The sequence below is a fragment of the Amycolatopsis sp. DSM 110486 genome, from assembly GCF_019468465.1.
Lineage (GTDB): Bacteria > Actinomycetota > Actinomycetes > Mycobacteriales > Pseudonocardiaceae > Amycolatopsis.
In genome coordinates this window covers 6,094,251-6,117,634 of record NZ_CP080519.1, presented here as the reverse complement: position 1 = coordinate 6,117,634, position 23,384 = coordinate 6,094,251, and the positions used below count along the sequence as shown (strand labels likewise).

Annotated in this window: 22 protein-coding genes and 1 pseudogene; 11 read left to right on the top strand and 12 right to left on the bottom strand. The window is 72.1% G+C overall.

The genetic code is table 11. The features are described 5' to 3' along the window. The first annotated feature begins 30 nt into the window (after positions 1 to 30). Entirely contained in the window at positions 31 to 1,728 is a 1,698-nt protein-coding gene (locus tag K1T34_RS29735) for an FAD-dependent oxidoreductase (RefSeq protein ID WP_220238070.1), read from the top strand. Positions 1,729 to 1,733: 5 nt separating this feature from the next. On the opposite strand, the gene K1T34_RS29730 is transcribed toward K1T34_RS29735, so the two are convergent. From K1T34_RS29730 to K1T34_RS29695, 8 genes are all read right to left on the bottom strand, one after another. After that, a complete protein-coding gene (locus K1T34_RS29730) occupies positions 1,734 to 2,597 on the bottom strand; it encodes an alpha/beta fold hydrolase (protein WP_220238069.1) in 864 nt (287 codons plus the stop codon). Beyond that, positions 2,594 to 3,925 carry an MFS transporter gene (locus tag K1T34_RS29725; protein ID WP_220238068.1) on the bottom strand — a complete coding sequence of 444 codons (1,332 nt, stop codon included), beginning with the start codon at positions 3,923 to 3,925 and terminating at the stop codon, positions 2,594 to 2,596. Before K1T34_RS29725 ends, K1T34_RS29730 begins: the two co-directional genes overlap by 4 nt. Before the next feature lie 29 nt (positions 3,926 to 3,954). Beyond that, positions 3,955 to 4,650: a GntR family transcriptional regulator gene (locus K1T34_RS29720; protein ID WP_220238067.1), complete on the bottom strand. Its 696-nt coding sequence runs from the start codon at positions 4,648 to 4,650 to the stop codon at positions 3,955 to 3,957. Next, complete coding sequence (locus K1T34_RS29715) at positions 4,647 to 5,438, bottom strand: SDR family NAD(P)-dependent oxidoreductase (RefSeq protein WP_220238066.1); 792 nt, start codon at positions 5,436 to 5,438, stop codon at positions 4,647 to 4,649. Before K1T34_RS29715 ends, K1T34_RS29720 begins: the two co-directional genes overlap by 4 nt. Continuing rightward, complete coding sequence (locus tag K1T34_RS29710) at positions 5,435 to 6,316, bottom strand: oxaloacetate decarboxylase (protein WP_220238065.1); 882 nt, start codon at positions 6,314 to 6,316, stop codon at positions 5,435 to 5,437. The genes K1T34_RS29715 and K1T34_RS29710 overlap by 4 nt, the downstream gene beginning before the upstream one ends. Before the next feature lie 212 nt (positions 6,317 to 6,528). Beyond that, a complete protein-coding gene (locus K1T34_RS29705; protein ID WP_220238064.1) occupies positions 6,529 to 7,185 on the bottom strand; it encodes a VOC family protein in 657 nt (218 codons plus the stop codon). A 58-nt stretch (positions 7,186 to 7,243) separates the two neighbouring features. Next, complete coding sequence (locus tag K1T34_RS29700; protein WP_220238063.1) at positions 7,244 to 8,011, bottom strand: maleylpyruvate isomerase N-terminal domain-containing protein; 768 nt, start codon at positions 8,009 to 8,011, stop codon at positions 7,244 to 7,246. Further along, complete coding sequence (locus tag K1T34_RS29695; protein WP_220238062.1) at positions 8,001 to 8,462, bottom strand: SAV_6107 family HEPN domain-containing protein; 462 nt, start codon at positions 8,460 to 8,462, stop codon at positions 8,001 to 8,003. The genes K1T34_RS29700 and K1T34_RS29695 overlap by 11 nt, the downstream gene beginning before the upstream one ends. Positions 8,463 to 8,682: 220 nt before the next feature. On the opposite strand from K1T34_RS29695, the gene K1T34_RS29690 reads away from it, so the two are divergent. Together K1T34_RS29690 and K1T34_RS29685 are read left to right on the top strand one after the other, a co-directional pair. Further along, positions 8,683 to 9,207, top strand: coding sequence for a YbaK/EbsC family protein (locus K1T34_RS29690; protein ID WP_220238061.1), 525 nt, complete (start codon positions 8,683 to 8,685; stop codon positions 9,205 to 9,207). Next, on the top strand, positions 9,204 to 9,776 hold the full coding sequence (locus tag K1T34_RS29685; protein ID WP_220238060.1) for a GNAT family N-acetyltransferase: 573 nt from the start codon (positions 9,204 to 9,206) through the stop codon (positions 9,774 to 9,776). Before K1T34_RS29690 ends, K1T34_RS29685 begins: the two co-directional genes overlap by 4 nt. On the opposite strand, the gene K1T34_RS29680 is transcribed toward K1T34_RS29685, so the two are convergent. From K1T34_RS29680 to K1T34_RS29670, 3 genes and pseudogenes are all read right to left on the bottom strand, one after another. After that, complete coding sequence (locus K1T34_RS29680; protein WP_220238059.1) at positions 9,715 to 10,629, bottom strand: DMT family transporter; 915 nt, start codon at positions 10,627 to 10,629, stop codon at positions 9,715 to 9,717. The genes K1T34_RS29685 and K1T34_RS29680 overlap by 62 nt on opposite strands. 458 nt (positions 10,630 to 11,087) lie before the next feature. Then, positions 11,088 to 12,759 (bottom strand): annotated as a pseudogene (locus K1T34_RS29675) (DUF885 domain-containing protein). A gap of 42 nt (positions 12,760 to 12,801) precedes the next feature. Next, a complete protein-coding gene (locus K1T34_RS29670) occupies positions 12,802 to 13,686 on the bottom strand; it encodes a methylenetetrahydrofolate reductase (protein ID WP_220238058.1) in 885 nt (294 codons plus the stop codon). Positions 13,687 to 13,787: 101 nt separating this feature from the next. Here K1T34_RS29670 and merB point away from each other — a divergent pair, with 101 nt between their 5' ends. From merB to K1T34_RS29645, 5 genes are all read left to right on the top strand, one after another. Beyond that, entirely contained in the window at positions 13,788 to 14,468 is a 681-nt protein-coding gene (gene merB / locus K1T34_RS29665; RefSeq protein WP_220238057.1) for an organomercurial lyase, read from the top strand. A gap of 195 nt (positions 14,469 to 14,663) precedes the next feature. Next, positions 14,664 to 15,755: a polyprenyl synthetase family protein gene (locus K1T34_RS29660; protein ID WP_220238056.1), complete on the top strand. Its 1,092-nt coding sequence runs from the start codon at positions 14,664 to 14,666 to the stop codon at positions 15,753 to 15,755. Next, on the top strand, positions 15,752 to 17,230 hold the full coding sequence (gene crtI / locus K1T34_RS29655) for a phytoene desaturase family protein (RefSeq protein WP_220238055.1): 1,479 nt from the start codon (positions 15,752 to 15,754) through the stop codon (positions 17,228 to 17,230). The genes K1T34_RS29660 and crtI overlap by 4 nt, the downstream gene beginning before the upstream one ends. Next, positions 17,227 to 18,150: a phytoene/squalene synthase family protein gene (locus K1T34_RS29650; RefSeq protein ID WP_220238054.1), complete on the top strand. Its 924-nt coding sequence runs from the start codon at positions 17,227 to 17,229 to the stop codon at positions 18,148 to 18,150. The genes crtI and K1T34_RS29650 overlap by 4 nt, the downstream gene beginning before the upstream one ends. A gap of 3 nt (positions 18,151 to 18,153) precedes the next feature. After that, on the top strand, positions 18,154 to 18,942 hold the full coding sequence (locus K1T34_RS29645) for an LLM class F420-dependent oxidoreductase (protein WP_220238053.1): 789 nt from the start codon (positions 18,154 to 18,156) through the stop codon (positions 18,940 to 18,942). Between the two features lie 154 nt (positions 18,943 to 19,096). Here K1T34_RS29645 and K1T34_RS29640 read toward each other — a convergent pair whose 3' ends face one another. Then, positions 19,097 to 19,465 carry an Rv2175c family DNA-binding protein gene (locus tag K1T34_RS29640; protein ID WP_220238052.1) on the bottom strand — a complete coding sequence of 123 codons (369 nt, stop codon included), beginning with the start codon at positions 19,463 to 19,465 and terminating at the stop codon, positions 19,097 to 19,099. 103 nt (positions 19,466 to 19,568) lie between these two features. Between K1T34_RS29640 and K1T34_RS29635 the strand changes: the two genes are divergently transcribed. The 3 genes from K1T34_RS29635 to K1T34_RS29625 are packed head-to-tail and all read left to right on the top strand — an operon-like array spanning position 19,569 to position 23,382. Further along, a complete protein-coding gene (locus K1T34_RS29635; RefSeq protein ID WP_220238051.1) occupies positions 19,569 to 21,626 on the top strand; it encodes a Stk1 family PASTA domain-containing Ser/Thr kinase in 2,058 nt (685 codons plus the stop codon). After that, positions 21,623 to 21,832, top strand: coding sequence for a hypothetical protein (locus K1T34_RS29630; protein WP_220238050.1), 210 nt, complete (start codon positions 21,623 to 21,625; stop codon positions 21,830 to 21,832). The genes K1T34_RS29635 and K1T34_RS29630 overlap by 4 nt, the downstream gene beginning before the upstream one ends. Before the next feature lie 47 nt (positions 21,833 to 21,879). Continuing rightward, positions 21,880 to 23,382: a flotillin family protein gene (locus K1T34_RS29625; protein WP_220238049.1), complete on the top strand. Its 1,503-nt coding sequence runs from the start codon at positions 21,880 to 21,882 to the stop codon at positions 23,380 to 23,382. The last annotated feature ends 2 nt before the right edge of the window (positions 23,383 to 23,384 follow it).

Sequence of the window (23,384 nt, the reverse complement as noted above, 5' to 3'; positions counted from 1 at the left end):
CGAGTGTGGATCGCCGTTACTGTCGGGTGCATGTCCGGCGCCGTGCTTCTCGCCGTCGACGAGAACGCGGATGCGCTGCGTGACGTCGACCGGGAACTGCGCGAGCGCTACGCGCGCCACTACCGCATCGTGAGCCTGGGCTCGGCGCAGGAAGCGTTGTCGCTGCTCGAAGAACTCGCCGCGGATGGTGAAGACGTCGCGCTCGTCCTTGCCGGTCAATGGCTTTCCGGTACGACGGGCAGCGAATTGCTGGCCCAGGCGCGTCGGCTGCACCCGCACGCGAAACGCGGACTGCTGATCGCCTGGGGCGAATGGGGAGACCGGGCCACGGGCGAGGCGATCTTCGACGCGATCGCGCGCGGGCACATCGACCACTACGTGCTCAGGCCGCTGGCCGCGCCGGACGAGGTGTTCCACCACGCGATCTCGAACCTGCTGCTCGAATGGACCGAGCTGCGGCGGACGTCGCCCTACACGATCCACGTGGTCGGCGACACCTGGTCCGGCCGGGCCTACCGGCTGCGGGAGGTCCTCGGGCGGTGCGCGATCCCGCACTCGTTCTCCCTCGCCGACTCGAACGAAGGACGCGCCCGCATCGCCCAGGCCGGGCCGGGCGAGCTCCCGATCGTCGTCTTCCCCGACGGCACGGTCCTGCGCAACCCCACCGACGCCGACATCGCCGTGGCCTCGGGCGCCCCGGTCAACCCGGACCGCATGGAGTTCGACCTCGTGATCATCGGGGCGGGCCCGTCCGGGCTGTCGGCGGCCATGTACGGCGCGTCGGAAGGATTCGGCACGCTGGTCGTCGACGAGGGCGGGCTCGGGGGCCAGGCGACGTCCAGTTCACTGATCCGCAACTACCTCGGTTTCCCCCGGGGCGTCAGCGGCCGCCGGCTGGCGCAGCAGGCGTACGACCAGTCGTGGGTGTTCGGGGCGAAGTTCGTGTTCATGCAGCGGGCGGCCGAGCTGCGGCGCGACGACGAGCTCTCGATCACGCTGTCCAACGGCACGCGGGTGCGGTCCCGCGCGGTGCTGCTCGCGCTGGGCGCCACCTACCACCGGCTGGGCGTGCCGGCCCTCGAGGCGTTGAACGGGGCCGGCGTCTACTACGGCGGTCCGGCTTCGGAGGCGCCCGGTGTCACCGACCGCGAGGTCTACGTCGTCGGCGGCGGGAACTCGGCCGGCCAGGCCGCGCTGTACCTGGCGCGGTACGCCGGCCAGGTCACACTCGTGATCCGCGGTGAGTCGCTGGGGTCCGGCATGTCGCACTACCTCGCGCGGGAAATCGAGGCCACGCCCCGGCTCAGCGTTCGCCTCGCCACCGAGATCGTCGACGGAGGCGGCACCGGCTGGCTCGACCACCTCGTGCTTCGCGACCGCCGGACCGGCCGCTCGGCCACCGCCCCCGCCGACGCCCTCTTCGTCATGATCGGCGCGCACCCCCACACCGACTGGCTGCCCCCGGAGGTCGAGCGCGACGACCGCGGCTTCATCGTGACCGGCCCGGACCTGCGCGCCTGGCCGCTCTCGCGGGACCCGTTGCCACTGGAGACGAGCCTGCCCGGCGTGTTCGCGGCGGGCGACGTGCGGCACGGTTCGGTGAAGCGGGTGGCGTCGGCGGTGGGAGAGGGCTCGGTCGCGATCCAGCTGCTGCACCGGATGTTCGCGGCAGAGGCGTTGCGGCCGCGGGGGCGGCCGCAGGAACCGGTGGAGTCCGTGGGGCGGTGAACCGTCTACTGTGGAGCGTTCCGCGCGGTGAACTCGCGGAACAACCGCACCAGCTCGCCCGGCTGCTCCTCCGGCACCCAGTGCCCGGCTTCGGCCACGACGGCGCCGGTGACATCGTCGGCCAGCCGGGAGACCGACGCCTCGACCTCGGCGCCCCGGCCCCAGCCGCTCGCGCCGCCGACGGCCAGCACCGGCACGTCGACGCGTTGTTCGGCGGCTCGGGCGGCGTTGTCGCGGGCGTCCTGGTCGATCGCGCGGTAGTACTCGAACCCCGCGCTCAACGTCTCGGGCCGCGTATAGGTGCGCAGGTACTCCACACGGTCTTCAGCGGTGATCACGTCAGCGCGATGGCCGTAGTGGTCGTAGAACCAGCCGAGGTAGAGCTCTTCCCGCCCGGCGATCAGCGCCTCGGGCAGGCCGGGCGTCCGGTGGAACTCGTGGTGCCAGCGGCGGCCGCCCTGGTTGATGCCGGGACTGCCGTCGCCGGGGATCGCGACGTCGACGATGGTCAGGGTGCGGACCGGGCCCGGGAAGTGCGCGGCGAGGGCGTAGGCCACGAGCCCGCCCCAGTCGTGACCCATCACGTGGAACCGCTCGGCTCGCAGCTCTTCCCGCATCAAGCGGTCGATGTCCGACGCGACCGTGCGCGTGTCGTACCCGCCCGCGCGCCGCGAGGAGTCGCCGAGCCCGCGCAGGTCAGGGGCGACGATCGTGAAGTCGCCGGCGAGCAGGGGCAGCACGTGGCGCCAGCAGAACCACGTCTGGGGCCAGCCGTGCAGCAGCACCACGGGTTCCCCGTGCCCGGCCGTGACGTAGTGCAGGCGCACGTCGCCCAGGTCGGCGTGGTGGTGGGTGAGGCCGGCGGTCATGCGCGGCCCCCGTCGTCGGGCATCCGGTAGGTCTCCGGTGCCAGCCGCAGCGCCACGAGCGTGACGACCGCCGTCAGCGCCACGAACACCGAGATCGCGACCGTAGTGCCCAGGGATTGCAGCAGGGACAGGGAAAGCAGCGGCACGAGCCCACCGAGCGCACCGGTGACCTGGTACGCGATCGACGCGCCGGTGTAGCGCACGCGCGACGGGAACAGCTCGGACAGGAACGCTCCCTGCGCGCCGTAGAGCACGCTCCAGGCGACGATGCCGGTGGCGAAGGCGATCACGACCGGCGCTGCGGAACCTGTGTCCAGCAAGGGGAAGAAGGCGAACGCCCAACCGGCCATGAGCACCGCCGACACCGCGTAGAGCGGACGGCGGCCCACGCGGTCGGACAGCGCGCCGGAGCCGAGGATCACCGGCACGGTGAGCGCGGCGCCGATCACGGTGCCGTAGAGGCCGTAGGAGCTGGGGATCTTCTTCAAGCTCACGTACGCCAGCCCGACGGTGGTGAAGACGTAATAGCCGCCGAAGGACACCACGGTGACGCCGATCGCGAGCAGCAGCCGCGCCCAGTGGCGGCGCAGGACCTCGGCCACGGGTGACTTCGCGGTGCTCTGGCGCACCTGCATCTGCTGGAACACCGGGGATTCCTCGACGGTGCGGCGTAGCACGACACCGATCACGATGAGCACGAAGCTGAGCAGGAACGGGATCCGCCAGGCCCAGCTCGCGAAGCGGTCGCTGCCGGCGAGCGCGACCGTGCCGAGCACAACGCCGTTGGACAGCAGCAGGCCCAGCGGCGAACCGAGCTGCGCGAAGCTCGTCGCCCAGCCGCGGCGGCCCTTCGCCGTGTGTTCCCCGATCAGCAGCACCGCGCCGCCCCATTCGCCGCCGACCGCCGCGCCCTGGAGCACACGCAACACGACCAGCAGCAGCGGTGCCCAGTAGCCGATGGCCGCGTACGGCGGCAGGACACCGATCGCGACCGTGGCGCCGCCCATGATCACGAGCGTGAGCATCAGCGTGCGCTTGCGGCCGACGCGGTCACCGAGGTGACCGAACAACGCGGCCCCGAGCGGGCGGGCCAGGAAGCCGACGGCGAACGTCGAGAGCGCGAGCAGCGTCCCGACACCGGGCGCCGCCGCCGGGAAAAATTGCTTGTTGAAGACCAGCGCGGCGACCGTGCCGTAGACGATGAAGTCGTAGAACTCCAGCGTGGTGCCGATCATGCTGGCGGCGACGACCTTGGCCGGGGCCGAGCCGGGTGGTTCGTCCTCACGGGGTCTCTGCGGCACGGGGGTGGTGGGGGTTTCGGGGTCCATGGTCGGTCTCCTCGTCGAGTACCGGGGATCTAGTGGAGGGTGGAATCGGAGTAGCCGGTGGTGCCGCGGGCCGGGTCGCGCATCGAAGCGAGCAGCTGGGCCGCGGAGTGGGCCATGATCTCGTCGAAGGTGGCCTGGATCCGGGCGGGTTCGCGCGAGCGGATGGCGTCGACGAACACCAGGTGGTCTTCCGCGGCCATCAGCGGAAGGACCAGCGATTCGCCCATGCCGGCGTGGACCGAGAGCATCTGCGTCACGAGGTGCTCCCACGCCTGGGCGAGCGTGTTGTTGCCGGACAGCTTGCACAGCAGGCGGTGGAACTCGAGGTCGAGGCGGATGCGGTCGAGGAACGTGCCGGCGCGGGCGCGGTGCATCTCGTCGACGTGGCGTTCGAGCTGGTCGGCGTAGTCGTCCCACAGGGGTGAGCGCGCGATCGCCACGGCCGCGCGCCCTTCCAGCGCGGCGCGCACGTCGTAGATCTCGGTGATGTCGGCCGGGCTGAGCCGGCGCACGAACGTGCCGGTGCGCGGCCGCTGCACCACCAGACCCTGGTCGTGCAGCTCGCGCAGCGCCTCGCGGACCGTGCCGCGGCTGACCTGGAACCGTTCGCTGAGCGCGTTTTCGACCAGCGCGCTGCCCGCGCCCAGCTCACCGGAGGCGATTTCGGCTCGGAGGCTGTCCACGAGCTGCTGGCGCAGCGTCCGCCGTTCGAGGAGCCCGCTCATCGGTTGTTCCCGTGGTAGGCGCTGTTGGTGTTGACGCTGTAGCTCTTCTCCGCCGACCAGCCGCCGTCGACGGGCAACACGGCTCCGGTGATGAAGCCGCTCTCCGGGCCGGACAGGAAAGCGACGGCGTCGGCGACGTCGCGGGCCGTGCCGCCCGCGCCGAGCGGCACGACGGCGGTGAGCGAGTCGACGAAGTCCTGGTCGTGGTAGTAGCTCTCGGTCATCGGCGTGCGGATCGTGCCCGGCGCGACCACGTTCACGCGGATGCGGAAGCGGCCCAGATCCGTGGAAAGGTTGCGAGACAGGCCGATGACGCCGTGTTTGCTCGCGGAGTACGCCGGGCGGTTGCTGATGCCCGTGAGGCCGGCGACCGAGGCGATGTTCACGATGGCGCGGGGTTTTCCGTCCTTTTCGGACACCGCGCGGCGGGCGAACTCACGGCAGGTGAGGAAGGTGCCGGTGAGGTTGGTCGCGAGCACGTCGTCCCACTCGGCCAGGGTGATGTCGAGGATGCTGACGATTTCGCGGACGCCGCCGCTGTTCACGAGCGTGTCCACGCTGCCGAGCTCGCGTTCGGTCACGGCGAAGACGGCGGCGACGGAACCTTCGTCGCGCAGGTCGCAGTGCAGGCCGAGGTGGCGCTGCCCCGGGCTGCGCGGCAGCTCGGCGGCGGCCGCGGCGGCGTCACCGCGGTCGACGAGCACAACGTCGTCGCCGCGGGCGGCCAGGCGGGCGCCGATCTCGCGGCCGAAGCCGCCGGCTCCGCCGGTGACGAGGGTGACGGTCATTTCGCCTCGCTCTCGAACTCTGCGATGCCGAGCACGCGTTCGTACTCGGCCAGCGGCATGAGGGTGTCGAGTACGCCGCGAGTGGACCCCTCGTCGCGGATGGCGCGCAGGACCGTGCGGGCGGCCTGCGCGTACGCGAGCGTGGTGGACAGGCACATGATCGCGATCTTGTAACCCAGCTCGCCGAGCTCGGCCGTGTCCCGCAGCGTCCAGGGCCACACCTCGAACGCGTCGAACAGCAGCGGCACGCCGGGCAGCAGCTTCGGCAGCCGGCGCACCTGATCCTCGGACCGGACGTCCTCGACCATCACCAGGTCGGCGCCCTCCTCGGCGAACGCCTCGGCCCGCCGCACGGCTTCGGCCTCGTCGCCGAGGGCGAGCGCGTCGGTGCGGGCGATGATGAGGAAGTCGGGGTCAGTGCGGGCCTTCAGGGCCGCGCGCAGCCTCGCGACGGCGTCTTCGAAGGGGACGATCCGGACGCCCTCCATCGCTCCGCAGCGCTTGGGCAGATCCTGGTCCTCGACGTGGATCCCGGCAACGCCCGCCGCCTCGAACTCGCGCACCGTGCGCGCGACGGCGTGGCTGTCGCCGTACCCGGCGTCGGCGTCGGCGAGCACCGGGAGATCGAGCGAACTCGTCACCCAGCGTGCTCGCTCGGTCATCTCGTGCCGATCCGCGAGCCCGACGTCCGGCCGCCCGAGCAGCCCCGCGGACGCCGCGTTGCCGGACAGGTAGACGGCCTCGAACCCCTCGTCCTGCGCGATCCGCGCCGCGAGCGCGTCATGACACCCGGGCGCCACCACACACCCGGGCCGCGCGAGGAGCTCCCGCATCCGCGCTCGGACGGCGCGGACTCCGTGATCACTGCTGGTCACCATGACGCACACTGTCATTGCTCGACGGTGAGGCAGTCAACTGTCGATTGTCGGACAATAGCCATCGGCAGGGTGGTGGCCGCGAAGGTGGTCAGCGGCGGTGGGTTCACGCCGGAAGCGGCCGCGCGGTCAGGTTCGCCGCGCGTGCGACTCCAGCATCGTGCGCAGGAATTCGCCGACCGACGTCCTCCCGGCAGTACCGAAACCGTGCACTTTCAGGGCGTGCGCGTGTACTCGTTGCCTTCGGGATCGCGGGCTTCGGCCGGCTCACCCGGTGAGGTGCGCAGCACGGGGCGCAGGCGATTGCGGCCGTGCTTGGCGTCCGACGAGAGCAGGAACTCGATCGCCGGCCCGCGCCCCGAAGGGCTGCGCACACCGGTGATCTCCGGGAGGGTCGACGTCACCGGCCACCCGATCAACGCCGACCAGAAGCCGGCGAGGCCGATGGGGCCACGGGAGTCCACGACGAGCGCGGCGAGAGCGCCCGTGTCGGCGTACTCGGGGCGGGGCTCCAGCACGCAGAACTCGTTGTCCTGGGGATCGGCGAGAACCGCCCAAGGGACGTCGCCCTGACCGAGGTCCACCAGCCGCGCACCGAGCGCAAGAGCCTCGGCCACTACCTCGCGCTGGTGGCCGAGGGTGCGGCTGGCGAGGTCGAGGTGGAGCCGGTTCTTGTGCGTTTTGGCGGTCGTTTCGGGGACGAAGGCGAGCGCGAACTCGCAGCCGTCGGTGTCCGGGGGCCGCACGTCCGGGCCGTGCTGCTGCCAGCCCAGCAGCGCGGCCCAGAACCCGGCGAGGTCCAGGGGCCGCACTGCGTCGACGGCGAGGCTGTCGAAGATCAGGCTGTCGACGGTCCGGCGGGGCGTCGTCATGAGCCGAAGGTAGCGGCGACCACCGACAGGAACCGGGGAAGCTTCCCCACTTTCCGGTTCAGCGGGTGGCCAGCCGCAGCAAGGCCCAGAGTTGGGCGGCCAGGTCGTGGCCGCGCGAGGAGACGACGGCGGTCGGGGCGGCGCGGCCCCACAGCCAGAGGTAGACGTTGGCCGGGTCGCCGCTCACGAGTTCGTCGGCGGACTGGGCCTCCTCGGGCGAGCAGCGCCACGCGTCCATGGTTTCGGGGCCTGCGCGGGCGATCCAGCTGTGCCCGCCGGTCCGGATGCCGACGGTGCCGTGGCGGGTGCCGGTGAGGCCGAGCAGGGCGAGCTTGTGGCCGAAGTACAGGGTGAGGGCCTCGTCGACGCCGTCGGTGGCGAGGTCGGCGGGCACGGCCGGGTGGTCGACGCCGGCGGCGCGCTCGGCGTCGACGCGGTGGACGAGCGTTTCGTGGAGCGTGCGGCGGCGCCAGAAGCCGTAGGTCGGGTCGGCAGCCCACCAGGTGGCCGCGTGGTCGGCCGGGTCGTGGGCGGCCAGCTCGGCGATCAGCGCGTCGCAGCCCGAGGCGTAGTACTCCGCGACCGTTTCGTCCTGGCGCGGCATGCGCTGCCACTGCGCGGGCTTGTGGCCCTCGCGCAGCCAGCCGAGGGTAACGCGGTGGACGCTGCCGACATGGCGCAGCAGCTCCCCCAGCGTCCAGCCGGGGGCCGTGGGCACCGGCGCCTCGGCCGACGCCGCGTGCGCCACCTCCCCCAGCACGCGCGCTTCGATCTCCAGCGCTTCGAGCAACCGGCCGTGGTCGACCGGACCGAGCTCACGCGACATGGGCTTGGCCGGAGATGGGCAGGCCGTGGACGAGCCGGCGGACCAGCTCGAGGAACAGACCGGTGGCGCGCAGCAGGTTCGCGGCCGACTCGGCCGTGACCTTTCCGGTGATGCCGGCTTCGGCGGCCGCGCGCGTGGCCGAGTTGGCCGCGAAGAAGGCAGACCACTCCTGCAGCTCCGGCGCCACGGCGTCGAGCAGCACCCAGCCGCTGGCGGGACGGCCGCGGCCCCGGCGTGGCCGACCGCGCACGGCGAGCACCGCCGCCGCACCGCGCAGAGCCGAGAGGTAGGCGCCGATGAACCGCTCGGCGGGATCACGTTCGTTTTCGGCGTCGGCCAGACCACGCTTGGCCTGGGCGAGCAGGGTGGCCGCCGCCGGGGGTGCCGGCGGGCGCAGCGACAGGGGCAGCTGGGGCTGCCCGGGGTCAGGGGACACGACCGAGACGGACATGACGACCCTCCTCCCGCTCGGGCGAGTCCGGCAGGTGCTCGGCTGCGGGGCGCTTCCCCCGCCCCTCGCCGGGCACCTGCCGGTGAACACTCACCGGATGTCGAACGTCTGTTCGAACGATTTCCAGAGTAACCCCCGGTGCCGCGTTCTCTCAACCCCGCCGGTGGAATCCGGGGACGTGGTGCGGGACACGGTGCCGTCGGCGTGATCTCATAACCGGATGAGCTCCCTCGACCATCCCGCCGTCGCCAAGGTCACAGCCGCTCTGAGCGAAGCAGGCCAGCAGGCCGCCGCCGAGGGTGTGCGCGTGTTGCCGGCCGAGGTCCGCACCGCGGCCCAGGCCGCCGAAGCGCTCGGGGTCGAGGTCGGCGCGATCGCCAACAGCCTCGTGTTCCGCGCCCGCACGGCCGGTGGCGAGGAGACGGCCCTGCTCGCCCTGACCTCCGGCGCGCACCGAGCCGACCCGGCCCGTCTGGCCGCGCTCGCCGGCCTCGCCGAGGTGGGCAAGGCCGACGCGGACTTCGTGCGTGAGCACACCGGCCAGCCCATCGGCGGCGTCGCCCCCGTCGGGCACCCCCGGCGGCTCGTGACGCTCGTGGACACGGCCCTGCGCGCGTACGACGAGGTGTGGGCCGCGGCCGGGCACCCGAAGTCGGTGTTCCCGACGACGTTCGACGGGCTCGTCGAGCTGACCGGGGGCACCCCGGGCGCGCTCGCGGCGGGAGTGGAGGATGGACAGCCGTGACCGCCATGTCCTCCGGGTGTTCCCGATACGTGCAGTTGTCCGCGGACGAGTTCCGCACACGCCTGCCCGAAGCCCTGGCCATCTACGTGAAGGCCATGCAGTACCCCGAAGGCACGGCCGAGCAGCGTGCGCCGATGTGGCTCACCCACGCGTTGCGCGAGGGCTGGCGCTGCGTGGCCGCCCTCGACGCCGACGACGTGCTGCTCGGCCTCGCCTACGGGTACAAGGGCCGCGCCGGGCAGTGGTGGCACGAGCAGGTGCGCCACGGCCTCACCCGCCGCTCCGGCCCCGAGGAGGCCGAGCGGTGGATGAGCGACTACTTCGAGCTCACCGAGATCCACGTGCGCCCCGAGAGCCAGGGCAAGCAGATCGGCGAGGATCTGCTGCGCCGGCTGCTCGACGGCGTCCCGAACGCCCACGTGCTGCTGTCCACGCCCGAAGGCACCAGCCGGGCGTGGAAGCTGTACCGGCGCACCGGCTTCCTCGACGTGCTGCGCGACTACCAGTTCACGGGCGACCCGCGTCCGTTCGCGATCCTCGGCCGTCCGCTGCCGCTCGACCCGAAGTAGGTTCCGGGCGCCAGTAGCCGACGGCCAGCGCCGCGGTCAGGAGAGCCGCGCCGCCCCAGGCCTGCGGGCTCAGGTGCTCGTGGAGGAAGGCGACGGACACGATCGTCGCCGTGAGTGGTTCGAGCAGCGCCGAAAGCGCGCCGAGCACAGGGTGGGCCGTGGTGAGGCCCTTGAAGTACGCGGCGTACGCGAGCGCAGTCGGCACGACGCCGAAGTAGACGGCGACGAGCAGCACGTCGGGCCGGGCGGGCAGCGCCATGCCCAGCGTGAGGGCGGCCGGGGCGAGCAGCAGGCCGCCGGTGAGGCAGCCGTACGCGGTGGTGGCCAGGGGGTCGTCGACCGGGCGGGTGGTGAGGACGGCGAACCCGGCGGCCGCGGCGAGGGCCAGGACGATGGCTGCATTCGACGTTTCGACGTGCGGCTCCCAGGACAGCAGCACCAGGCCGATCAGCGAGCCGACGACCGACAGCACGGTCCAGGACCGCGGTGCCCGGCGCTTCCGGATCGCCGTGGCGATGGTCAGCATGACGGGCGCGGCGCCGATGGTGGTCATGGTCGCCGTGGCGACCGACCCGAGCGCGACGGCGGCGAAGTAGGTCGTCTGGAAAAACGCGAACAACGCGCCGACGACGAGCACGCGCTTGATTTGCGTGCGCGTTCGCGGAATCCCCTTGCCGGACACCGCGATCGCCGCCGCACCCCCCAGCAGCAACCGATACGCGGCGACGGCCAGCGGGTGCAACCCGGCGAGCTGCCCGAGCAACGACCCGGCCAACCCCCCGGTCCCCCACAACACCCCGGCGACGACGAGCGCGACCGACCCACGGGCGCGCTCGGACAGGACAACAGACATGGACAACGCTCCAGCGTCGAAGGATTTCGGACATCGACGACGCGGGGCGGTTTTTCGTGCAGTTTCGTGCAGCACTGATCAGCCGCGGGGTCCTGTGGCGGACTCACGCGGCGGACACCACCCCGCTCAGAGCGCGGGGGGTGGGGTGACGAGGAAGATCCGGTGCACGGGCGGGAGTCTAGGGGGTGGGGCGATGGTGGGGCCATGGGTTTTGGGGTGGAGCAAGGGAAGATGGCGCTCGCAGCCCTATTGCAAGGCCACCACCAGCGGCGGACCTCCCCCGCCCTCCCCGAGGGGGGCGCGCCCATGTCCATTCTATCGGCCCCCACCGACAAAACCCGGCGTCGAGCCGATCTGGGGCCGAGCTGTCCACAACTCGAGGCAGCTGTGGACAACTCGGGAATTCGGGGCTGCGCGGGCAAACCAGGCTGGACACCCCGCGCGGAAACCCCGGCGACTCAGTTCAGCAAAGCCAGCTGCTCCCGCAACGTGTCCAGCCCCATCCCGCCCATCTCCAGCGCCCGCGTGTGGAACTGCTTGATGTCGAACGCGTCCCCCAGCCGCCGGCGAGCGTCGTCGCGGGCGGCGAGCCAGAGGCGTTCGCCGAGTTTGTACGCGGGGGCCTGGCCGGGCCAGCCGAGGTAGCGGTCGATCTCGTCGCGGACGTGGGCCTGGTCGGTGATGGTGCGCGTGAGCAGGAACTCCAGGCCGAGGTCCGCCCTCGTGGAAACCCGTGCCGCGCGGGATTTCCAGTTCCAGGTGCATGCCGAGGTCGACCACGACGCGGGCGGCGCGGAACAGTTGCTCCGAGAGCATGCCCAGGAGGTTGCCGTCGTCCGACAAGTAGCCGAGTTCCTGCATGAGGCGCTCGGAATACAGTGCCCAGCCTTCGCCGTGGGCGGAGATGAAGGTCATGAGCCGCTGGTACTTGTTGAGCGACGCGGCCTGGTTGACGGCCGTCGCGATCTGCAGGTGGTGGCCCGGCACGCCCTCGTGGTACACAGTGGACACTTCGCGCCAGGTGGTGAACTCGTCCTTGTCCGCCGGCAGCGACCACCACATCCGCCCCGGACGGGTGAAGTCCTCGCTCGGCCCGGTGTAGTACGCGCCGACGCCGCCGCCCGGCGGGGCGATGCGGCACTCCAGCGCCATGAGCCGGTCGGGGATGTCGAAGTGCTTGCCGCGCAAGGACTTCAGGGCCTCGTCGGACAGCGACTGCATCCAGGCCTCGAACTGCGGACGCCCCTGAACGCGGTAGCGCGGGTCGGCGTCGAGCGCCTCGGCGGCTTCCGCGACGGACGCGCCCGGGCGGATCCGCTCGGCCACCGCACGCATCTCGGTGTCGATGCGGGCGAACTCGTGCCAGCCCCACTCGTACGCCTCGCGCAGATCCAGCTCGGCACCGATGAAGTAGCGCGACCACAGCCGGTAGACGTCCTCGCCCACGGCGTCCTTGGCCGGAGCCCTCGGCGCGAGCTCGGCGCGGAGGAAGCCCGCGAACTCCGCGAACGCCTCGTCGGCCGCGCGGGCGCCCGCCCGCAGGTCGCCGGACAACGCAGCACCCACCTCGCCGGCGCTGCCCACGAGGCCGGTGAAGAAGCTCGGCCCCTCGCCGAGGCCGGCGTAGGTCTCGCACTGCTCGGCGACCTTGCCCACCTGCCGCAGTGCCGACACACGCCCCGCGTCGGCCGCGGTCAGCAGCGACGCGCGCACCCCCGCGAGTGCGTCGGGCACCTTCTTCAGGCGGGCCGCGATGTCGGCCCACTGCTCGGGCGTGTCCATCGGCATCAGGTCGAACACCATGCGCAGGTCCTGCACCGGGCTCGCGATCACGTTCAGCGCGGCGACGTCGAGACCGGCGTCGTGGATCTCCACGTCCAGGCCCACGCGCTCGGTGAACACCGCCTTCGCGACCCGCTCCCCCGCGTCGGCGGGCTCGGCGGCGGTGACCTCCGCGAGCGCCTTCGCCGCGAGCGCGGCCCGGGCCGCGTGGCCGGCGGGCGAGTAATCGGTGAGCTGGTCGTCGTATCCCGCGACGCCGAGCATGGTGGCGGCGACCGGGTCCACGGCCGCGTAGTCGTCGACGTACCGGTCGGAAATCCCGTGCACGCTGTGTTCGGTGGAAGCCATGGGCCGAACCGTACCGGCCTGGGCCCTGCCGGGGGTACGGACTTACGCGCGCGCCGGCACGAGCCCGAGGCGCGTCACCACCTCGCGCGTGGCCTTGGACCGGTTGAACGTGTAGAAGTGCAGATCCGGCACGCCTTCGGCGATCAGTTTCTCACCCAATTCGGTGACAGCGTCGATCCCGGCCGCGCGGAACGCCTTCGGATCGTCCGAAAGGGGTTCCAGCCGGTCGAGCAGCCGCTGCGACGCCGGCGCGCCGGAGAGCTTGATCGTGGTGTGCAGGGTGCGCAGCGTGGTCAGCGGCATGATGCCGGGCAGCACCAGCGCGTCGCAGCCCGCGGCGGCCACGCGGTCGCGCAGCCGCAGGAAGTCCTCGGCCTCGAAAAACAGCTGTGCGATGGCGAAATCGGCCCCGGCGCGGAACTTCCGCACGAGGTACTTGGTGTCCGACTCCAGATCCGGCGACCGCGGGTGGCCGTAGGGGAACGCCGACACGCCGACGCAGAAGTCGCCCAGCGAGCGGATGAGCTCCACCAGCTCCTCGGCGTACGTCAGGCCTTCGGGGTGCGGCACCCAGTCGCCGTAGACCTCGCCTGCCGGGTCGCCGCGCAGCGCGAGGATGTTGCGCACGCCGACGGCCGCGTACCAGCCGATCACGTTGCGCAGCTCCGACACCGAGTGGTCGACTGCGGTCAGGTGCGCCATCGGGCAGAGCGTGGTCTCCGTGGCGACGCGGGCGATGCTGCGGATCGTGCCGTCGCGGCTCGAGCCGCCCGCGCCGTAGGTGATCGACATGTACGCCGGGTCGAACGGCTCGAGCTCTCGGATGGAGCGCCACAGCACAGCCTCGTCGGCCTCGTCGCGGGGCGGGAAGAACTCGATGGAGAACCGGGGCCCGTCCCCCTGCAACCGCTCGATCACCGACGTCATGAAAGGACATGTTAGTGGGCGGAACCGGACGCTGGGAGCCGCGGCGCGTGGCCTTGGCCACGGGTACCGTCGGACTCGCACCCTCCGGCGAGGAGCCAGTCATGAGCCGCGAAGACGACACCGCCTGGGACGAAGACGTGCGAGTGGCCGTGTACCAGGCCTTCGCCGCCCACGGACGCGCGCCCACAGCACCGGAGCTGGCCGACGCGGCCCACGGTTCGCTCGCCGTGGCCAAGCAGGCGCTGCACCGCCTCGCCGACGCCCGCCACCTGGTCCTCGACGAGTGCGAGCACGTGGTGCTGGCCCACCCGTTCGCGGCGATTCCGCTGGGTTTCTCCGTGATGGGCGAGCGCACGCTGTGGTGGGGCGGCTGCGCGTGGGACTCGTTCGCGATCCCGCACCTGGTGCGCGCCGAGCCCGAAGTGCTGGTCGCCACGCGCTGCCCGTGCTGCACCGAGCCCACGGCCCTCGTCGTGAGCCGCGAAGCGCCGCCTGAAGGGCCGCAGGTCGCCCATTTCCCCGTGCCGACCGCCCGGATGTGGGACGACGTGCGCCACACGTGTTCCGTGCAGCGCCTGTTCTGCGGCGAGTCCTGTGTGGACGAATGGACCGAGCGCACGGGGATGGAGAAGGGCGCCGTGCTCGACCTCCCGGCTCTGTGGCGCCTGGCCGAAGGCTGGTACGCCGGGCGGCTGGAGTACGGCTACCAGCGCCGGGAACCGGCCGAAGCCGCCGCGTACTTCACCGCCGCCGGGCTGCCCGGCGAGTTCTGGACCGGCTGAGCGGGCCTGCCGGGCTCCCGGAGACCCGGCATCACGTCGGCGGGCGGGACCCGGCCGCCGATGCCCACCACCAGGACGACGCCAGGCCGGGTGGGCCTGAGCACCCGCGGGCGGTCAGCCGCATCCGGCGTCTCGTGCGCCACATCGGGGGCACCCGGCGCGACCGGCCGGGCCCGCGCCCCGGATGATGGCGGCATGGACGTGCCCGGTTTCGACGACGATCTGCCTGCCCACGTCGAGCGTGCGCTGACCGCGTTCCTCGACCGTGCGGGCGACGAGATCGTGCGCACGGAGCCGAGTGTCGCGGCGGGCATCGACGTGCTGTCGGGCTTCGTGATGTGCGGCGGCAAGCGCATCCGGCCGACGTTCGCGTGGTGGGGCTGGCGCGGAGCCGGCGGGGCGGCGTCCGGGGAAGCCGCCGAGGGCGCGCTGCAGGTCGTGGCGAGCCTCGAGCTGATCCAGGCGTGCGCGTTGATCCACGACGACCTCATCGACTCCTCCGACTCGCGCCGCGGCAACCCGACCGTGCATGTCGCGTCGGCCAAGGTGCACGCCGACCACGGCTGGCTGGGTTCGCCCGCGACGTTCGGGCTGGCCACGGCGGTGCTCGTCGGCGACCTCGCGCTCGCGTGGGCCGACGACATGTTCGCCGAGGCCCCGCTGCCCGCCCAGACGCTGGCGAAGGCCCGCCCGGCCTGGCGCGCCATGCGCACGGAGGTGCTGGCCGGGCAGTACCTCGACGTCCGCACGCAGGCCGTCGGCGACGCGTCGCCCGAGGCCGCGCTGCGCATCGACCGGCTGAAGACCGCCGCCTACACCGTGCAGCGCCCGCTGCACCTGGGCGCCGCCCTCGCCGGGGCCGACGACCGGCTCGTCGACACGCTGCTCGAGTTCGGCGGCGACGTCGGCGTGGCGTTCCAGCTGCGCGACGACCTGCTCGGCGTGTTCGGCGACCCGTCCGTGACCGGCAAACCCGCGGGCGACGACCTGCGCGAGGGCAAGCGCACCCTGCTCGTGGCCCTGGGCCTGCAGCTGGCCGACGAGCGGGGCGACCGCACCGCCGCCAAGGTGATCGCCGGCGCCATCGGCAAGGCCGACCTGTCCGACACGGCCGTCGACGCCGTGCGCGAAGCCCTGACCGGCGTCGGCGCGGTCGACGCCGTGGAGCACCGCATCGACGACCTCACCGCCTCGGCGATGGCCGCCCTCGAGCGCGCGCACCTGGCCGAGCCGGCTCCGGCCGCGCTGGCCGACCTCGTCGGCAAGGCGACGCGGCGGACCTCGTGACCAAGACCGTCTCCGGACCCACCGACCACGTGGTGGTGGTCGGAGCGGGGCTGGCCGGTCTTTCGGCGTCGCTGCACCTGCTCGGCGCGGGCCGTCGCGTGACGCTGCTGGAGCAGGGCAAGGTGCCGGGCGGGCGCGCCGGGCAGCAGGACTTCGGCGCCAACGTCGTGGACACCGGCGCGAGCGTGCTGACCATGCCGGAACTGGTGGAGGAGGCGCTGCACGCCGTCGGCGAATCGCTGGCGGACACGCTGCCGCTCACCCAGCTCGACCCCGCCTACCACGCCCGCTTCGCCGACGGCAGCACGCTCGCGCTGCGCACTGACGGCGACGCGATGGAGGCCGAGATCCGCGCGTTCGCCGGCCCCGCCGAGGCCGCCGGTTATCGCGCGCTGCGGCGCTGGCTCACCGACCTGTACGCGGCGCAGAAGGACCACTTCATCGGCGCCAACTTCGATTCACCGCTCGACCTCGCGCGCCCGGAGCTGGTGAAGCTCGCCGCGCTGGGCGGGTTCGGGCGGCTCGGCCCGAAAGTCGCGCGGTTCCTGCGCGACGAACGCGTGCGCCGGCTGTTTTCCTTCCAGGCGCTCTACGCGGGGCTGGACCCGGCGCGGGCGCTCGGCGCGTACGGCGTGATCGCGTACATGGACACCGTCGGCGGCGTCTACTACCCGCGCGGCGGCATGGGCGCGGTCGCGCGCACGATGGCCGCGGCCGCCGCGAAAGCGGGCGCCGACCTGCGTTTCGGCACCGAAGCGGCATGGCTGGAACGGGTGTCGTCGCGGGTGCGGGCCGTGCGCACCCGCTCGGGCGAGCGGATCGAGTGCGACGCGGTGGTGCTCGCCACAGAGCTCGGCACCGCGTACCGGCTGCTGGGCGCCCGGCCCAGCCGGGTGCTTCCGCTGCGTTACTCGCCTTCGGCCGTGGTCCTGCACGGGCGCGCGAAGCGGTCGTGGCCGCAGCTCGGGCACCACACGATCTTCTTCGGCCGCGCCTGGGACCGGACGTTCGCCGAGGTCGTGCGCGAAGGCCGGCTGATGAGCGATCCTTCGCTGCTCGTCACACGTCCCACCGCGACGGAACCGGAGCTGGCGGGCGACGGCGGCGAGATCGTGTCGGTGCTCGCGCCCGCGCCGAACCTGCGCCGCGGCCGCATCGACTGGCCGCGCGTCGGCCCCGCCTACCGCGCGGAACTGCTGCGCACGCTGGAATCCCGCGGGCTCACGGGGTTCGCCGACGAGTTCACCGTCGACGAGGTCGTGACCCCCGCCGACTGGGCCGCGCGCGGAATGTCCGCGGGCACACCGTTCTCGCTGGCCCACACGTTCACCCAGACCGGCCCGTTCCGGCCCGCCAACCTCGTGCGGGCCGCGGGCAACGTGGTGCTCGCCGGCTGCGGCACCACCCCCGGCGTCGGCATCCCGCCGGTGCTGATCTCCGGACGTCTCGCCGCGGAAAGGATCACCGGCCGGTGACAGAACTGGACGCCGCCGGCATCTCGGACCCCGGCCTGCGCGCCGCGTACACCGAATGCCGCCGCATCAACGCCCACCACGGCCGCACGTTCTTCCTCGCCACCCGGCTCCTGCCGGCGCGCGCCCGGCCGGCCGCGCACGCGCTGTACGGCTTTGCGCGCATGGCCGACGAGCTCGTGGACAACCCCGAACCCGGCACCGATCCCAAGGCGGCGCTGGACAACGTGGCCGGGATGGTCGACGAGGTCTACGACGGGGGCGCGCCCGCCGATCCGGTGCTGGCCGCGCTCGCCGACACCGTGCGCCGCTACGGCATCCGGCGTGAGCTCGTGGACGCGTTCCTGCACTCGATGCGGATGGACCTCACCGTCACCGAGTACGCCACGTACGCGGATCTGGCGGAGTACGTCCACGGTTCGGCGTGCGTGATCGGGCTGCAGATGCTGCCGGTGTTCGGCACCATCGGTCCCTTGGCGGAAGCCGAACCCGGCGCCGCGGCGCTCGGGGAGGCGTTCCAGCTGACGAATTTCTTACGGGACATCGGCGAAGACCTCGACCGCGGCCGGCTTTACCTTCCCGTGGAAGAACTTTCGGTGTTCGGCGTGGATCGCGAACTGCTGGTGGAAGCACGCCGGCGCGGGCTGCCCGACCCGCGCGTGCGGCGCGCGCTCGCCGTCGCGGTGTCGCGCGCCCGCGCGGTGTACCGGCGCGCCGAAGCCGGAATTCCGTTGCTGCGTCCCGAATCCCGGCCCTGCGTGCGGACGGCGATCACGCTGTACGAAGGCATCCTCGACGAGATCGAGGCGCTGGACTACGACGTGCTCAACCGGCGCGCGGTCGTCGGCAAGGGCCGCCGGCTGGCCGTGGCTGCGCCGCAGCTGCTCACCGTGTGGGCCCGCGGCCGCGTGCGTAGGCTCTGAGCCATGACTTCCGCTTCGAACCGGCGGCTGCGAATCGGGCTCCAGCTCCAGCCGCAGCACGCCGACTACGACACCATCCGCCGCACCGCCTCGGCGGCCGAGGACATCGGCGCCGACATCGTCTTCAACTGGGACCACTTCTACCCGCTCTACGGCGATCCCGACGGCATGCACTTCGAGTGCTGGACCATGCTCGGCGCCTGGGCGGAGTCGACGTCCCGGGTCGAGATCGGCGCGCTGGTGACGTGCAACAGCTACCGCAACCCGGAGCTGCTCGCGGACATGGCCCGGACCGTCGACCACATCTCGGGCGGCCGGCTCATCCTCGGCATCGGCTCGGGCTGGTTCGAGAAGGACTACGACGAGTACGGCTACGAGTTCGGCACCGCCGGCGGGCGTCTCGACAACCTCGCCGAGTCGCTGCCGCGCATCGAATCCCGCCTGGGCAAGCTGAACCCGGCGCCGACGCGCAAGATCCCCGTGCTCATCGGCGGTGGCGGCGAGAAGAAGACCCTCAAGCTCGTGGCCAAGCACGCCGACATCTGGCACGGCTTCGGCGACCCGGAGGTCGTCGAGCGCAAGGTGAAGATCCTCGACCAGCACTGCGCGGACCTCGGCCGCGACCCGCTCGAGATCGAGCGCTCCTGCGGTGTGCAGGGCGACCCGGACGAGCTCGGCCCGAAGCTCGTCGAGCTGGGCGTGAGCACGTTCACGGTGGGCGTCGGCGGTCCCGACTACGACCTCACGGCCCTCAAGAACTGGGTCGCTTGGCGCGACAAGCGCAACGGCTGACACGCGAAGTTCGCCGAAGGCCTCCTCGCGCGAGCGGGGAGGCCTTCGGGCGTTTCGGACAGAACTTTCGGACAGCGGACACGGCGGCCGTCGGCAGGCCGTGATCGATCACCTCGCGTGGTCGGACCGGCGCGGAGCGAATCAGGCGAAAAGCCTAGAAAGCCATGGCCTGGGCGCGCCGCTTCACCTCGGTGCCGTGGCTCGTCCGCAGCGCGTTGACGGGTGTCATGCCCGGCAGCGTGTCGTCGGCCGCGAAGAGCCAGCGCAGCATCTCGGTGCGGCTGAACCCCGAGTCCGCGAGCACCGTGATGGTGCCCGCCAGGCCCTTGACCACTCCGTCTTTGACGAAGAAGTCGCTGGGCACGTACAGGTCACCTTTGCGGCGCACGGCGATCAGATGACCGTCGCGCAGCATCTGGCGCACTTTGTTGGACGAGATCCCGAGCACGGCCGCCACCTGGTTCAGGGGAAGGACGGTGACAGCGGAGTCGAGGACGTCATCGGCGACAGGAATCCCACTCACACGTGACACTGTGCCACATTCGACCGCTTCCCCGACTGGTACGCACGGGTGACCCGCCGCCTCACCTCACCCACGCGGGCGTGGTTCCGTACGATAGCCAGCCGTGACACGCACGCACCCCAGCCTCGTCGGCACGCTGCTCGAACGCCGCTACCGCGTGGACAGGCTGCTCGCCCAGGGCGGGATGTCGTCGGTCTACCGGGGGATGGACACCCGGCTGGACCGCGCGGTCGCGATCAAGATCATGGATCCCCGCTTCGCCGACGACCGCTCGTTCGTGGACCGTTTCGTGCGCGAAGCGCGTTCGGCCGCCCAGCTGCACCACCCGAACGTGGTGGCCGTGCACGACCAGGGCTTCGACGTCCCGCCCGGCGAGGACGCGGGGCTCGCGTTCCTCGTGATGGAGCTCGTGGACGGCGGGACGCTGCGCGACCTGCTGTCCGAGCAGGGCAAGCTCGACGTCGCGCTCGCGCTGAGCATCGCCGAGCCCGTGCTGTCGGCCCTGGCCGCCGCGCACGCCGCCGGGCTGGTGCACCGCGATGTGAAGCCCGAGAACGTGCTCGTCGGCCGCAGCAGCGGCGCCCTGTCGGGCGGCGTGGTCAAGGTCGGCGACTTCGGCCTGGTGCGCGCGGTCGCCAGCGCGGGCACCACGAGCTCGAGCGTCATCCTGGGCACCGTTGCCTACCTCTCCCCCGAGCAGGTCACCACGGGCGTCACAGGGGCCCGCGGCGACGTGTACTCGGCCGGGATCCTGCTGTACGAGATGCTCACCGGCCAGGCGCCCTACACCGGCGACACGGCCCTGTCGGTCGCCTACCGGCACGTGAATGACGACGTGCCGCGCCCCAGCGAGCTGCGGCCCGACCTGCCGCCCGCGCTCGACGACCTCATCCTGCGCGCCACCCGTCGCGACTCCGAGCTGCGCCCGGCCGACGCCGGCGTGTTCCTGGCCGAGCTGCAGGCCGTGCGCACGGAGCTGGGCCTGCCGGTCGTGCCGGTGCCCGTGCCCCCGCCGCCGGACGGCGACCGCATGTCCGACACCGAGCGCACCATGCCGCGCATCCCGGTGACCGAGCAGACGATGCCGGTCTCGGGTCCGCAGGGCACGCGCGCGCTGACCCGGGCGGTCCCGGTCGGGCCGCCGCCGTCGCCGCCCGCGGGCCAGCCGATGCCGACGCAGCAGGTCGCGGTGCCCCCGCCGGCCACCCCGCCTCCGCCACGGCGCCCGCGTCCGCCGGCCGGCGAGCCGAAACCGCGCGACCGGCGGAAGATGTTCGCCCTGATCGCAGTGGGCGTGCTGGTGCTGGGCGGGCTGATCGGGGCGTTCGCGTTCATCCTCAGCGAATCGGCGCCCACCACGTCGGCCGTGCCGAAGCTCGTGGGCCTGACGCAGGCCGAGGCCGGCGACAAGCTGCGCGCGGCGAACCTGACGCCGCAGTACAGCCAGGAGTTCAGCAACACCGTGCCGGCCAACACCGTGGTCAAGGTGACGCCGGCCGAGGGCACGCAGCTGGAGAAGGACGCGAACGTCTCCGTCGTCGTGTCCAAGGGCAAGCCGGTGGTGCCGAACATCCAGGTCGGCACCTCGCTGGCCGACGCGACGAAGGCGATCCAGGGCCAGCAGCTCAACGTCACGCAGGGCACACCGGCGTTCAGCGACACCGCGCCCCAGGGCACCGTCGTGAGCGTGAGCCCCGCGGCCGGCACGCCGGTGAACATCGGCGGCCAGGTCACCGTGGTCCTGTCGAAGGGCCCGGAACCGCTCCCACCCGTGCCCGACGTCACGGGCCGGCCGAAGGACGAGGCGTTCCAGTTGCTGCAGCAGGCCGGGTTCCAGCCGGTGGACGGAGGCGAGGAGTTCTCGCAGACGATCCCCGCCGGCGGCGTCACCCGGACGGACCCGCCGGCGAACACGCCGGGCAGCAAGCAGGTGAGGGTCTTCGTCTCCAACGCCGTGCAGGTGCCCGACGTGCGGTTCAAGCAGTTCGACGAGGCCGAGAAGATCCTCAAGCAGGCCGGGCTCGACGTCGACAAGCAGGGCGGCGGCGGTGGCCGCGGCCACGGTGGTGGCGGCTTCAACTTCGTCTTCCAGCAGGACCCGCAACCGGGTTCGCTGGTGCCGAAGGGCACGAAGGTGAAGATTCAGGGCTTCGGCGGATGATCGGCAACCGAGGCCGCGTCACGGGCGCCGTCGGCCCCGGCCTGATCGGTGAGGTGCTGCTCAGCGTCCGCGGCGGCACCGAGGCCTTCTACGCCTACGCGGCCGACCCCGAGGTGAGCTTCCCGACCGGCACTCAGGTCCTTGTGGTGGATTTCGAACCCCCGCGAACGGTTTACGTGGAACGGTGGCAACCGCTGAAGCCTTAGCGGCGTCGAAGAGCTACCAACAACCGAAAATCGGGCTGCGAGGGGTTATGGAAATCTGGCTCATCGTCGTGATCGCGGTGGTAGCCGTGATCGTGCTCTTCGGGCTTCTGCGAATCCTGTACAAGGTCGCGGAGCCGAACGAAGCGCTCATCATCTCCGGGTGGGGGATCCGGGTGGAGCGCACCGAGACCGCCGACAGCCTCGGGTTCAAGATCGTGACCGGCCGGGGCGTCAACGTGATCCCCGGCTTCCAGACCGCCCGGCGACTCTCGCTCGACACGCGCGGCGTCAACCTCCAGGTGTCCTGCGTGACCAAGCAGGGCCTGCCCGTGACCGTGCGGGCGGTGGTGATCTACAAGGTGGGTGACGATTACGCCTCGATCGCCAACGCCGCCCGCCGCTTCCTCGACCAGCAGAAGGGCATGAACGACACCATCCACGAGCTGTTCTCGGGCCACCTGCGCTCGATCGTGGGCGGGCTGACCATCGAGGAGATGATCCACAACCGCGACGCGCTGACCGGCGAGGTCCGCCAGTCGTCGGCCACGGAGATGATCAAGCTGGGCCTGATCGTCGACTCGCTGCAGATCCAGGAGATCGACGACGAGTCCGGCTATATCCTCAACCTGGGCAAGCCGCACGCCGCGGCCATCGCGGCCTCGGCCCGGATCGCCGAGGCGCAGCGCGACCAGGAGGCCACGCAGGCCGAGCAGGTGGCCGCCGCGCAGAAGGCGGGCGCGATGCGGGAGAGCCAGATCAAGCAGGCCGGCTACCAGGCCGAGGTCGACCAGGCCAAGGCGAAGGCGAGCCAGTCGGGCCCGCTGGCCGAGGCGACGGCGCGGCAGGAGGTCGTGGTCCAGGAGACTCGGGCGGCCGAGCTGGAGGCCGCGCTGGCCGAGCAGCGGCTGCAGTCGCAGGTCCGCAAGCCGGCCGACGCGAAGGCGTACGAGACGCGCACGACGGCCGACGCCGACCGCGACGCCCAGATCGCCCGCGCGCAGGCCGAGGCCAAGGAGACCGAGCTGCGGGCCGCGGCCGACGCAACGCGCGTGAAGACGGCCGCCGAGGCGGAGGCCCAGGCCACGAAGGCGCGGGCCGAGGCGTCGGCGGGGGCCACGCGCGCCACCGGCGAGGCCGAGGCGGCGGCCGCCCAGGCTCGCGGTCTGGCGGAGGCGGAAGCCGCGAAGGCGCGGGGTCTCGCTGAGGCCGAATCGGCCCGGGCTCGCGGTCTGGCGGAGGCCGAATCCATCAAGGCGCGGGCCGCGGCACTGGCGGAGAACCAGGAAGCTGTGGTAGCACAACAGCTGGCCGAACGTTGGCCGGAAATCGTCGAGGCCGGCGCGAAGGCGTTCGGTAACGTCGACCACATGGTGGTCCTGAACGGCGCGGACGGGATGTCGGACATGTTCACCAAGGCGTTGTCGCTCGGCGGTACGGGCCTCGGCCTGGCCCGCCAGCTGATGGACGCCATGGGCAGCCCCTCGAAGCCGTCGGCCCCCACGGGCTCGGAGCAGGCGCTGTCGAACGGCGACCTCTCCCCGCGCGAGTAGCC